We start from the raw sequence: 12,362 nt of genomic DNA, 5'->3' as shown, positions 1-12,362 counted from the left end.
CGCTTTTTTCCTCACTCCTGCAGCAGCGACTCCACCCCCTCCACCTCCCCGCAGCGATCCGGCGTATAGCCCGGCAGCGCCGCCACCGCGTCCTGGAAGGCCGCACCGCCCAGCACCTCGAGCAGTCGCTGGAGCTTGGGCTCGGCCAGGCTGCGGCGATGGCAGACCAGCAGGTAGTCCTCCAGCGCCAGCGGCACGAAGTCGAGGCCGAAACGCCGCGCCGCCGCCTCTACCCCGAACCCCGCATCCGCCATGTCGGCGGCGACGTAGGCCGCCACCGCCGAGTGGGTGTATTCCTCGAGTTCGTAGCCGCGGATCCGCCGCGCCGGGAGATCGGCCTCGGCCAGCAGTCCATCCAGCAGCGCCCGGGTGCCCGATGCCGCCTGGCGATTGATGAAACGCGCCTCGCCTCGCGCCAGATCGGCGAGCCCCCCGATGCCCAGTGGATTGCCCGGCGCCACCATCAGCCCCTGGCGCCGGGTGATAAAGCGCAGGACGCGATAGCTCCTGGGCTTCAGCAGATCGCGATACTCCCGGCTCACCCGACGGCCGACCTCGCCATGGGGCAGGTGGAAGCCGGCCAGGTCACAGGCCCCGCGATGCAGGGCGGCCAGCGCCTCCCGGGGACTGCAGTACTGCAGGTCGAGGCGCAGCTCGTCGAGCTGCTGCGGCAGCTGCTCGACGGCGTAGCCATGGCTGGCATGCAGCCGCAGCACCGGCCTGACGCCCTCCAGGGTCTGCTGGATGGCGAGGTTGAGCTCGGACCCCAGGCTCTCCAGTTGGGGGCCCAGCCGCGCGATCACCCGCTGCTCGGCCCACAGCAATTTCTCGCCCAGCGGTGACAGTCGCGCCCCGCGTCCCCGCTCGAGCTCGACCAGGGCGATGCCGAAGAACTCGCCCCACTTGTGGAGCAGGTTCCAGGCATGGCGGTAGGAGATGCCGACGGTCTCGGCGGCTCGGGTGAGCTTGCCGTGCCGATGCACCGCCTCGAGCAGCGCGAACAGCTTGGGGTCGAGCTGGTTGCCGGTCTCGTCGCTGAAGTACCAGGCCGGCGTGATGCGGATCCGCTTCATGTGAAGTAAGTTTCATATTTTGCCATGGAGACACCAATGCTAGCTTTATGGGCACCGTGACGCACGCCCTTTCCTATATATGAACAAGCGTGCATAACTAGCCAGCACCACAACAACCAGGGGGACTCGATGAGCGATTCCCGAGAGTGGACGCCCCAGGCGATCCAGGCCGAGATCGACGCCCTGAAGCACAAGCCCGGCGCCCTGCTGCCGATCCTGCATGCGATCCAGGACCGGGTCGGCTACGTCCCCGAAGGGGCGGTGCCGATCATCGCCGAGTCGCTGGGCCAGACCCGCGCCGAGGTGCACGGCGTGATCAGCTTCTACCATCACTTCCGCACCTCGCCGCCGGGTCGCCACGTGCTCCAGGTCTGCCGGGCCGAGGCCTGTCAGGCGGTGGGCGCCCGCGCCCTGGAGGCCCATGCCAGGGCCCGCCTCGGCGTCGACTACCACCAGACCACCAGGGATCGCGAGATCACCCTGGAGGCGGTCTACTGCCTGGGCAACTGCGCCTGCGGCCCCTCGATTCGCGTCGACGACGAGGTACGGGGCCGGGTCACGCCCGACGCCTTCGATGCCCTGGTCGACGAGCTGCGCACCCAGCCCCTGGAGGTGATCGGATGAGCGTTCGTGTCTTCGTGCCCCGCGATACCACCGCCCTCTCCCTGGGCGCCGACGCCGTCGCCGTCCGGCTCCAGCGCGAGGCCGAAAGCCGCGGCCTCGCGCCGACCCTGGTGCGCAACGGCTCCCGTGGCCTGGCCTGGCTGGAACCTCTGGTCGAGGTCGAGACCCCGACCGGTCGGGTCGCCTACGGCCCGGTGACGCCCGGCGACGTGCCGGCGCTGCTCGACGCCGGCCTGCTCGAGGGCCGCGACACCCATCCGCTGGCCCTGGGGCCGACCGAGGCGATCCCCTACCTGGAGCGCCAGCAGCGCCTGACCTTCGCCCGCATCGGCGTCACCGACCCGTTGTCGATCGCCGACTACCTGGCCCTCGACGGCTTCCGCGGCCTCGAGGCGGCGCTCGCCCGCGGGCCCCAGGACATCGTCGAGGAGGTCAAGGCCTCGGGGCTGCGCGGCCGCGGCGGCGCGGCCTTCCCCACCGGCATCAAGTGGCAGACGGTGCTCGATACCCCGGCGGACCAGAAGTACATCGTCTGCAACGCCGACGAGGGCGACTCCGGCACCTTCGCCGATCGCCTGGTGATGGAATGCGACCCCTACATGCTGATCGAGGGCATGGCCATCGCCGGGCTCGCCGTGGGCGCCACCCAGGGCTACATCTACCTGCGCTCCGAGTACCCGCTGGCCAAGCAGATCCTCGACAACGCCATCGCCCGCGCCGAGGCCGCCGGCTACCTGGGCGGGGATATCCGCGGCAGCGGCCGCGCCTTCCACCTGGAGGTGCGCCTGGGCGCCGGCGCCTACATCTGCGGCGAGGAGACCTCGCTGCTCGAGAGCCTCGAGGGCAAGCGCGGCCTGGTGCGCTTCAAGCCGCCGCTGCCGGCCATCGAGGGGCTGTTCGGCCGCCCCACCGTGGTCAACAACGTGCTGTCGCTGGCCGCCGTGCCCTTCATCCTCGCCGAGGGGGCCGCGGCCTACGCCAACCACGGCATGGGCCGCTCCCGCGGCACCCTGGCGCTGCAGCTGGCCGGCAACGTCAAGCGCGGCGGGCTCATCGAGCTGGCCTTCGGCACCACCCTGCGCACCCTGATGGAGGACTTCGGCGGCGGCACCGCCAGTGGCCGCCCGCTGCGCGCGGTGCAGGTCGGCGGCCCGCTGTGCGCCTACCTGCCCGAGAGCCAGTGGGATATGCCGCTGGACTACGAGACCTTCGCCGAGGTCGGCGCGGGCGTCGGTCACGGCGGCGTGGTGATGTTCGACGACAGCGTCGACATGGCCGAGCAGGCGCGCTTCTCGATGGAGTTCTGCAAGGTGGAATCCTGCGGCAAGTGCACGCCCTGCCGCATCGGCTCGACCCGCGGCGTGGAGGTCATCGACCGCATCCGCGCGAACGACAACCGCGAGGCCAATCTCGAACTGCTCGGCGAGCTCTGCGAGACCATGGAGGACGGCTCGCTGTGCGCCATGGGCGGCATGACCCCCTTCCCGGTACAGAGTGCCCTGAAACACTTCCCCGACGACTTCCACCGCGCGCCGGAAGGAGACCGCTCATGATTCAGCACTTCGACCCCCAGCACGACAAGGCGCTTTCCAAGGACCTGGGCACGCCGGCACCCGCCGCCGATGCGGCCTCGGTGAGCGTCGAGATCGACGGCGTGGCGATCAGCGTGCCCGAGGGTACCTCGGTGCTGCGCGCCGCGGCGCTCGCCGACATCAATATCCCCAAGCTGTGCGCCACCGACAGCCTCGAGGCCTTCGGCTCCTGCCGGCTGTGCGCCGTCCAGGTGGAGGGCAAGCGCGGCACCCCCGCGGCCTGCACCACCCCGGTCGCCGAGGGCATGAGGGTCACCACCCAGAACGAGCGCCTGGCCCGGCTGCGCCGCAACGTCATGGAGCTCTACATCTCCGACCACCCGCTGGACTGCCTGACCTGCCCGGCCAACGGCGACTGCGAGCTGCAGGACATGGCCGGCGCGGTGGGCCTGCGCGAGGTGCGCTACGGCTTCGAGGGCGAGAACCACCTGGCCGCCGAGCAGGATCACTCCAACCCCTACTTCAGCTTCGATCCCAGCAAGTGCATCGTCTGCTCGCGCTGCGTACGGGCCTGCGAGGAGGTGCAGGGCACCTTCGCGCTGACCATCGACGGAAGAGGGTTCGACTCCAAGGTGTCGGCCGGCCAGGACGAAGCCTTCATGGACTCCGAGTGCGTCTCCTGCGGCGCCTGCGTCCAGGCCTGCCCGACCTCGACGCTGATGGAGAAGAGCGTCATCGACGCCGGCCAGCCCGAGCACAGCGTGATCACCACCTGCGCCTACTGCGGCGTGGGCTGCTCCTTCGAGGCCCAGATGAAGGGCGACCAGCTGGTGCGCATGGTGCCCTACAAGGGCGGCGACGCGAACCACGGCCACTCCTGCGTCAAGGGGCGCTTCGCCTTCGGCTACGCGACCCATCCGGACCGCATCACCACGCCGATGATCCGCGATTCCATCGACCAGCCCTGGCGGCCGGTCGAGTGGGAGGAGGCGATCGCCTTCGCCGCGGGGCGCCTCCAAGCGATCCAGGCCGAGCACGGCCGCGAGAGCATCGGCGGCATCACCTCCTCGCGCTGCACCAACGAGGAGACCTACCTGGTTCAGAAGCTGATCCGCGCGGCCTTCGGCAACAACAACACCGACACCTGCGCCCGGGTCTGCCACTCGCCCACCGGCTACGGCCTCAAGACCACCCTGGGCGAGTCCGCCGGCACCCAGACCTTCGACTCGGTGATGCAGGCCGACGCCATCATCGTGATCGGCGCCAACCCCACCGACGCCCACCCCGTGTTCGGCTCGCTGATGCGCAAGCGGCTGCGTCAGGGCGCGTCGTTGATCGTCGCCGACCCGCGGCGTATCGACCTGCTCAAGACCCCCCATCTCGAGGACGCCCAGCATCTGCCGCTGCGCCCGGGCACCAACGTGGCGCTGGTCAACGCCCTGGCCCATGTGGTGGTCACCGAAGGCCTGGAAGACCAGGAATTCATTGCGGCCCGCTGCGACACCGAGGCCTACCGCGCCTGGCGCGACTTCATCGCCGAGGAACGCCACTCCCCCGAGGCCAGCGAGGCGACCACCGGAGTGGCCGCCGAGGCGGTTCGCCATGCCGCGCGCACCTATGCCACCGCCGGCAACGGCGCCATCTACTATGGCCTGGGGGTGACCGAGCACAGCCAGGGCTCGACCATGGTGATGGGCATCGCCAACCTGGCGCTGGCCACCGGCAACATCGGCCGCGAGGGCGTGGGCGTCAACCCGCTGCGCGGCCAGAACAACGTCCAGGGCTCCTGCGACATGGGTTCCTTCCCCCATGAGCTGCCGGGCTACCAGCACGTCGCCGATATCGCGGCCCGCGGCCGCTTCGAAGCCGCCTGGGGCGTCGAACTGGACGACGAGCCGGGGCTGCGCATCCCCAACATGTTCGATGCCGCCATCGAGGGCAGCTTCAAGGCGCTCTACGTCCAGGGCGAGGACATCGCCCAGTCCGACCCCAACACCCAGCACGTGGAAGCAGCGCTGTCCTCGCTGGAATGCCTGATCGTCCAGGACATCTTCCTCAACGAGACCGCCAAGTACGCCCATGTGCTGCTGCCGGGCTCGAGCTTCCTGGAGAAGGACGGCACCTTCACCAACGCCGAGCGGCGTATCAACCGCGTGCGCAAGGTGATGCCGCCGCTGGCCGGCAAGGCCGACTGGGAGGTCACCGTCGAGCTGTCCCGCGCCCTGGGCTACCCCATGGACTACACTCACCCGTCCGAGATCATGGACGAGATCGCCCGGCTGACGCCGAGCTTTGCCGGGGTCAGCTACGCCAAGCTCGACGAGCGCGGCAGCCTGCAGTGGCCCTGCAACGCCGAGCATCCGCTGGGTATGCCGACCATGCACGAGATCGACTTCCCGATCGGCAAGGGGCGCTTCGCAATCACCGAGTACGTAGCCACCGAGGAGCGCGCCAACCGCCGCTTCCCGCTGCTACTGACCACCGGGCGCATCCTCTCCCAGTACAACGTCGGCGCCCAGACCCGGCGCACCGACAACCAGGTCTGGCACGATGAGGACGTGCTCGAGCTGCACCCCTCCGACGCCGAGGTGCGCGGCATCCGCGACGGCGACTGGCTGGGCATCACCAGCCGCGCCGGCCAGACGGTACTGCGGGCCCGGCTCAGCGAGCGCATGCAACCCGGCGTGGTCTACACCACCTTCCACCATCCGGGCAGCGGCGCCAACGTCATCACCACCGACAGCTCCGACTGGGCCACCAACTGCCCCGAGTACAAGGTCACCGCGGTGCAGGTGGAGAAGGTCAGCCGGCCCTCCGAGTGGCAGCGGCGCTTCGATACCTTCGACCAGGCCCAGCGCGGCTATCTGCCCGAGGCGGCGCAGCGGGCCGCCACCTCATGAGCGCGCAGCGGAAGACGGTGCCACCGGCTGGCGATGCGTCCCGCCCGGACGCCGCCTTGACGCACCACCCGGTAGAGGTGCGCCGCGGCGCCACCGGCTGGTACGCCGAGGAGCTCGAGGATGCCCTGGCCCGGGAGGTGCCGGTGGCGCTGGTCTACAACGGCATCTCCCATGCGGTGATGATGGCCACGCCCGAGGCGCTCGAGGACTTCGCCCTGGGCTTCAGCCTCTCCGAGGGGATCCTGGCGCACCCTCACGAGTGCTACGACCTCGAGGTCCGCGAGGAAGCGCGGGGACTGGCCGTGCACCTGGAGATCGCCGGCCGGCGGCTGGCGGAACTCAAGACCCGCCGGCGCAACCTGGCCGGGCGCACCGGCTGCGGGCTGTGCGGCACCGAGGCGCTCGATCAAGCGATCCGGCCCATTCCGGCGGTGCAGGCGCCGGCCCTGGCCGATGCCACCATCCAGCGTGCCCTGGCCGGACTGGCCGATCACCAGGCGCTGCAGGCGGCCACCGGGGCCACGCACGGCGCGGCCTGGTGCGACGGGCTCGGGCGCATCCGGCTGGTGCGCGAGGACGTGGGCCGCCACAACGCCCTGGACAAGCTGATCGGCGCCCTGGCTCGCCGCGGCGGCCCGGACGACGAGGGCTTCGCCCTGGTCTCCAGCCGCGCCAGCTACGAGATGGTGCACAAGAGCGCGAGTGCCGGCATCGGCGCCCTGGTGGCCGTCTCGGCGGCCACCGCCCTGGCGGTGGAGCAGGCCCGGGCGGCCGGCCTGCTGCTGGTCGGCTTCGCCCGCCCCGGCCGCCACCTGGTCTATCACCGCCCCGTCGGCGCCCGTCGGCGCGGGCCTACGGTTGTTGAGGAAGAGAGCATGTCGCACGATCAAGGCGAGACCCTGGTGCATATGGTCAACCAGATCGCCACCAACCTGAGCGGCGGCCGCGAGGAAGCCGAGGCCGTGGAAGGCGTCTGTACCCACCTGGAGAAGTTCTGGGCCAGGGCCATGAAACAGCGCATCGTCGCCTGTCTCGACGAGCCGGACTCCGGCGGCCTGGAGCCCCTGGCTCGCCAGGCCGTGGTGCGGCTGGGCGAACGTCAGGCCCCAAAGGCCGGCTGACGCCAGACGCGCCGATCGACACCCGCAGGCAGAACGCAGAAGGGCCGCCCCGTCGGGAGCGGCCCTTCTCGTTGTCGAGGACACCTCGTAGGCACGATGGGCCTAGGCCTGGGGCTCCCGCCACTGCGGCTCGCCGTTGACCACCCGCACCGTCTCGCCCTCGGGACGTTGATCCAGTTGGGTGGTGTGCTCCTGGCCGTCGTAGCGCCAGCTCACCTCGTAGCCCACCGTCTCCTGGTGGCTGTCGGTCACCGTGTGGCACTGGCGCTGGGTGGTGGCGACCGTCTGACCGGATTCGATGCGCTTCTGCACCTCGCGACCGGCGAAGCCGCCGCCCACGGCCCCGGCCACGGTGGCGATCTTCTTGCCGCTGCCACCGCCGACCTGGTTGCCCAGCAGGCCGCCGACGATGGCGCCGGCGGCGGTGCCAACCACGCTGTGCGGATCGCGGGTCGGCGCCTGACGCTGGACCACCACGTCCTCGCAGACTTCCCGCGGCGTCTCCACGGTGCGGGTCAGGGTCTCCACGCCGGTGATATCGGCGAACTGCGGCTGACGGCTTTCCTGGATCTGCCAGGCACCGAAGGCCATGCCCCCCAGTCCCAGCACGGCCAGGGTGCTCCCCACCACGATCGACTTGCTCATCTGTCACCTCCTCCAATGGCTCTACCTCGGCTCCGCGACAGGCGTGAGGCTGACGAGCGACGAGAGCGGGACGACGCCTCCTGCGACGCCCGTGTATCGGACAGCATAACGTCTCGGCGCGACGGCGTTGGTGCCCGAGGCGACGTTCCATAATTGCTGACCGGGCGTCGGCGGAGGGCGACACCGAGCGGGACGGCGGGTGCGACGGGCCACCTCGCCCCGCCATGTCAAGCCTCGAGCGGCATCGACGCTCGCCACCTGTCGTCACGGAACATGCCGGGGTCGCCTCCGAGCAGCCCGCGGCGACGAGGTGCATTACGTTGACAGGGGGGCCACACTTTCCGGGCGGGTGAGCAAAGGAGAACGACCATGGCGACACTCCCCAAGCAGGCGGATGCGGTGATCATCGGCCAGGGCGGCATCGTCGGGGCTTCCGTGGCCCACCACCTGATCGAGCTGGGCTGGGACAACCTGGTGGGGCTCGACAAGTCCTCCATCCCCTCGGACATCGGGTCCACGGCTCACGCCTCGGACTTCTGCTTCATGACCGCCCACGACAAGATGTCGTGCTACACGACCACCTACAGCCAACGGTTCTACGAGAACCTGGGCCACTACGCGCGGATCGGCGGCCTGGAGGTGGCCCGGGTCGGGGACGACGCGCGCATGGCGGAACTGGCCCGCAAGGTCGACTCGGGCAAGGCCTTCGGCACCCGGGCCCGGCTGATCGACCCGGACGAGGCCGCCGAGCGCTTCCCCCTGCTGGACAAGACGCTGATCCAGGGCGCCCTCTGGGATCCCGACGCCGGCCTGGTGGTGCCGCGCTCCCAGCAGGTCGCCGGCGAGCTGATCGAGCAGGCGAAGGCCTCCGGCAGGCTCACCACCTTCGCCGACACCCCGGCGCTGGACATCGACGTCCGCGACGGCCGGGTCTGCGGGGTCGAGACCCCCAGGGGCTATATCGAGACCTCGGTGGTCATCGTCACCTCCGGCATCTGGGGGCCGATCCCCGCGGCCCTGGGCGGCGCCGCCCTGCCGCTGATGCCCGTCGAGCACCCGCTGCTGTTCTTCGGCCCCTTCGACACCTTCACCGGCACCGGCAAGGAAATCGGCTACCCGCTGCTGCGCGACCAGGGCAACTCGGCCTACCTGCGCGACACCGGCGATCCCGCCACTACCGAGGGCGGCCAGATCGAATGGGGCTACTACGAGACCACCACGCCGAGGCTGGTGCGCCCCACCGAGATCCTGGAGCGCCATCAGGCGCGGCTTTCGCCCTCCATGCGCGACCTGGAGCTCGACCAGGTCATGACCGCCTTCGAGCGGGCCATCGAGCTCACTCCGATCCTCGGCGACCTGGGCTGGGACGAGAAGCATTCCTTCAACGGCCTGCTCTCGGTGACCAACGACGGCGGCTCGCTGATCGGCGAGTCCCCGGAGACCCGCGGCCTGTGGCTCTGCGAGGCGGTATGGGTCAAGGACGGCCCGGGGATGGGCAAGGTGCTGGCCGATTGGCTGACCATCGGGCGGCCCGAGCTCGACCCCCACGGCATCGACATCGCCCGCTTCTACCCGGTGCAGAAGACTCCGGACTACGTCTACGGCCGCTGCCAGGAGATCGCCCGCAAGATCTACGACCCGGCAGTCCATCCCCGCGAGCCCTTCGAATCCGGCCGCAACCTGCGCCGCGGCCCCTTCTGGCCCCGCGAGGTGGAGCTCGGCGGCCACTTCATGGAGACGGCGGGCTGGGAGCGCGCCCACGGCTATGCCGCCAACGACCATCTGCTGGAACGCTATGGGGAGCGAATCCCCGAGCGCCCCGTGGAATGGGACGCGCGGCACTTCTGGCGGGTCTCCAACGCCGAGCACCTGGCGCTCTCCGAGGACGTGGGCATGATCAACCTGTCCCACTTCGCCATCTACGACCTGATCGGCCCCGATGCCGAGGCCCTGCTCGAGTACCTCTCGGTGGCCCGGGTCGGCGGCGCGACGCCCGTCGGCAAGGGGGTCTACACCCACTTTCTCGACGACGTCGGCGGCGTGCACTCCGACCTGACCATCGTGCGCCTGGCCGCCGACGCCTTCCGGGTGATCTGCGGCGGCGACACCGGTCCCCGCGACCGGGTGTGGATCACCCGCCTGGCCGAGGCCCGGGGCCTGACCCGCTGGCGCCTGGAGGACCGCAGCGACGGCCTGGCCACCCTGGGGGTCTGGGGGCCCAATGCCCGCACGACCCTGCAGCGGGTGGCCGACGATCCCGCAGCGCTCGACGCGGAGCGCTTCCCCTTCGCCACGGCCCGGGAGATCCGCCTGCGCGGCCTGCCGGTGTGGGCCTTCCGCATCTCCTACGTGGGCGAGCAGGGCTGGGAGCTCTACGTGCCCTTCAGCTACGGCCTGGCGCTCTGGGACCTGCTCTACGAGCAGGGCGTCACCCCGGTGGGAATCGAGACCTACGCCAACAGCCGGCGCCTGGAGAAGAGCCTGCGGCTGCAGAACGCCGACCTGCTCACCGAGTACAACCTCTATGAGGCCGGACTCGCCCGGCCCAAGGTCAAGGCGGAGGACTTCCACGGCAAGGCGGCCTACCTGGAACAGCGCGACCGCGAGCGACAGCCGGCCTATCTCTGCACCCTGACCCTGGAGGACCACCACGACCCCCGCGGCCAGCCCCGTTACCCGGTGGGCCATGCGCCGCTCCTCGACCCCGAGAGCGGCGAGGTGCTGGTGGATGCCCTGGGGCGGCGCTCCTACGTGACCAGCTTCGCCTTCGGCCCTTCGCTGGGCAAGAACATCGCCCTGGGCTACCTGCCGGCGGAGGTCGCCCGGGAAGGCGGCCGGGTGTTCATGGAGTACTTCGGCGAACGCTACCCGCTGCGCATCGAGGCGGTAGGCTACAAGCCGCTCTACGATCCCGAGAACCTGCGACCCAAGAGCTGAGCCGAGGTCCCGAGGCACGGCTCAGATGCCCAGTCGGTCGCGGGTCTCGTAGTACCAGGCGCCCAGGGCCGAGAGCGGCACCCGCAGCATCCGCCCGCCCGGGAACGGCAGGTGCGGCAGCCCGGCGAAGGCGTCGAAGCGCGCCTCGCGGCCGGTCATGGCCTCGGCGATCAGGCGCCCGGCCAGGTGGGTGCAGGTCACGCCGTGACCGGAATAGCCCTGGGCATAGTAGACGTTGTCGTTGAGCACCCCGAACTGCGGCAGCCGGTTGAGCGTCATCAGGAAGGTGCCGCTCCAGGCGTAGTCGACCCGCACGTCGCCGAGGCCCGGGAAGGTCTTCTCCATCTTGGGCCGGATGACCGCCTCGATGTCGGCGGGATCCTGGCCGCCGTAGTTGACGCCGCCGCCATAGATCAGGCGGTGGTCGGCGGTCAGCCGGAAGTAGTCCAGCAGGTAGTTGCAGTCCTCGACGGCGAAGTTGTTGGGCAGCAGCGCCCGGGCCCGCTCCTCGCCCAGCGGCTCGGTGGTGATGATCTGGGTGCCACAGGGCATGGACTTGCCTTCCAGCGCCGGCATGATGCCTTGGTGGTAGGCGTTGCCGGCCATCACCACCCGCGCGGCCCGCACCTCGCCGCGGGGCGTGGCGAGGCGTACCGGCTGGCCGTGCTCGACGGCCGTCACCGGTGTCCGCTCGTGGATCACGCCCCCCAGGGACTCGACCGCCGCGGCCTGGCCCAGCACCAGGTTGAGCGGATGGAGGTGACCGCCGGAGTGGTCCACCAGCGCGCCCACGTAGCGCTCGGAGGTCACCTCGCGCTTGACCGCCTCCCCCTCCAGCAGCTCGAGCTCGCGGTGGCCGTAGCGTTCCCAGAGCGCCTTGTGCTCGACCAGCCCCTTCATCTGCCTGGCGTTGCAGGCGGCGAACAGGTTGCCGTCGCGCAGGTCGCAGTCGATGCCGTAGCGGGCGATGCGCTCGCGGATGATGCGATTGCCCTCGAACGCCATGTCGCCCAGCGCCCGGGCCGTGTCGGCGCCGTACTTGGTCTCGATGACGTCCATGTCGCGGCTGTAGCTGTTGACGATCTGGCCGCCGTTGCGGCCGGAGGCCCCGAAGCCCACCCGGGCCGCCTCCAGCACCACCACTCGGTGGCCTCGCTCGGCCAGGTGCAGGGCCGCGGAGAGGCCGGTGAAGCCGGCCCCCACCACGCAGACGTCGCAGCTCACCTCGCCCTCCAGGGCCGGCCGGGCCGGCGCCGGATTCGCGGTGGCCGCGTACCAGGACGCGACGTGTTCGGTATCGTTCGAGACGCGCATAAGGCCTCCATAGTGGTTATTTTATTTAACACATATGCCCAATGATACGGCGCATGGCCCGAAAAAACCAAGGATAAAGCCATGCTTTTCTTTCCACCCACTTGGCTCTCCACCATGCAAAAGGGCGCCGGCATGGCCGGCGCCCCTGGCGAGCGAATCGAACGGCATCCTAGCCCCGGAGCAGCAGGTGCTCGCGCTCCCAGGAGCCGATCACCT

At 70.1% G+C, this 12,362-nt stretch carries 8 protein-coding genes; 5 read left to right on the top strand and 3 right to left on the bottom strand.

What is annotated here, in order from left to right; genetic code table 11:
• Positions 1-11 precede the first annotated feature (11 nt).
• On the bottom strand, positions 12-1,073 hold the full coding sequence (locus FHR97_RS11735) for a substrate-binding domain-containing protein (protein ID WP_183384003.1): 1,062 nt from the start codon (positions 1,071-1,073) through the stop codon (positions 12-14).
• Between the two features lie 129 nt (positions 1,074-1,202).
• On the opposite strand from FHR97_RS11735, the gene FHR97_RS11730 reads away from it, so the two are divergent.
• Genes FHR97_RS11730 through fdhD form a run of 4 tightly spaced genes read left to right on the top strand, consistent with a single transcriptional unit; the run spans position 1,203 to position 7,250 of the window.
• Complete coding sequence (locus FHR97_RS11730; RefSeq protein WP_183384002.1) at positions 1,203-1,697, top strand: formate dehydrogenase subunit gamma; 495 nt, start codon at positions 1,203-1,205, stop codon at positions 1,695-1,697.
• A complete protein-coding gene (locus FHR97_RS11725; protein WP_183384001.1) occupies positions 1,694-3,250 on the top strand; it encodes a formate dehydrogenase beta subunit in 1,557 nt (518 codons plus the stop codon). The genes FHR97_RS11730 and FHR97_RS11725 overlap by 4 nt, the downstream gene beginning before the upstream one ends.
• A complete protein-coding gene (fdhF, locus tag FHR97_RS11720) occupies positions 3,247-6,129 on the top strand; it encodes a formate dehydrogenase subunit alpha (RefSeq protein WP_183384000.1) in 2,883 nt (960 codons plus the stop codon). The genes FHR97_RS11725 and fdhF overlap by 4 nt, the downstream gene beginning before the upstream one ends.
• Before the next feature lie 56 nt (positions 6,130-6,185).
• Positions 6,186-7,250, top strand: a complete 1,065-nt coding sequence (gene fdhD, locus FHR97_RS11715; protein ID WP_246403969.1) for a formate dehydrogenase accessory sulfurtransferase FdhD — start codon at positions 6,186-6,188, stop codon at positions 7,248-7,250.
• A 102-nt stretch (positions 7,251-7,352) separates the two neighbouring features.
• Here the strand turns inward: fdhD and FHR97_RS11710 are convergent, their stop codons facing one another.
• Positions 7,353-7,895, bottom strand: coding sequence for a glycine zipper 2TM domain-containing protein (locus FHR97_RS11710; RefSeq protein WP_183383998.1), 543 nt, complete (start codon positions 7,893-7,895; stop codon positions 7,353-7,355).
• A gap of 369 nt (positions 7,896-8,264) precedes the next feature.
• On the opposite strand from FHR97_RS11710, the gene FHR97_RS11705 reads away from it, so the two are divergent.
• The gene (locus FHR97_RS11705) at positions 8,265-10,832 is read left to right on the top strand and encodes a GcvT family protein (protein ID WP_183383997.1); all 2,568 of its coding nucleotides are present in this window, start codon (positions 8,265-8,267) and stop codon (positions 10,830-10,832) included.
• 21 nt (positions 10,833-10,853) lie between these two features.
• Here FHR97_RS11705 and FHR97_RS11700 read toward each other — a convergent pair whose 3' ends face one another.
• A complete protein-coding gene (locus FHR97_RS11700) occupies positions 10,854-12,146 on the bottom strand; it encodes an NAD(P)/FAD-dependent oxidoreductase (RefSeq protein WP_183383996.1) in 1,293 nt (430 codons plus the stop codon).
• Positions 12,147-12,362: the final 216 nt, after the last annotated feature.

Source organism: Halomonas stenophila (genome assembly GCF_014192275.1).
Lineage (GTDB): Bacteria > Pseudomonadota > Gammaproteobacteria > Pseudomonadales > Halomonadaceae > Halomonas > Halomonas stenophila.
Note: the sequence above shows the minus strand (reverse complement) of the source record. Positions and strands in the feature narration are given on the sequence as shown.

Excerpts from the sequence above, each read along its gene's own strand:
- FHR97_RS11735 (WP_183384003.1), bottom strand. The coding sequence starts at position 1,073 with ATGAAGCGGATCCGCATCACGCCGGCCTGGTACTTCAGCGACGAGACC.
- FHR97_RS11730 (WP_183384002.1), top strand. The coding sequence starts at position 1,203 with ATGAGCGATTCCCGAGAGTGGACGCCCCAGGCGATCCAGGCCGAGATC.
- FHR97_RS11725 (WP_183384001.1), top strand. The coding sequence starts at position 1,694 with ATGAGCGTTCGTGTCTTCGTGCCCCGCGATACCACCGCCCTCTCCCTG.
- fdhF (WP_183384000.1), top strand. The coding sequence starts at position 3,247 with ATGATTCAGCACTTCGACCCCCAGCACGACAAGGCGCTTTCCAAGGAC.
- FHR97_RS11710 (WP_183383998.1), bottom strand. The coding sequence starts at position 7,895 with ATGAGCAAGTCGATCGTGGTGGGGAGCACCCTGGCCGTGCTGGGACTG.
- FHR97_RS11705 (WP_183383997.1), top strand. The coding sequence starts at position 8,265 with ATGGCGACACTCCCCAAGCAGGCGGATGCGGTGATCATCGGCCAGGGC.
- FHR97_RS11700 (WP_183383996.1), bottom strand. The coding sequence starts at position 12,146 with ATGCGCGTCTCGAACGATACCGAACACGTCGCGTCCTGGTACGCGGCC.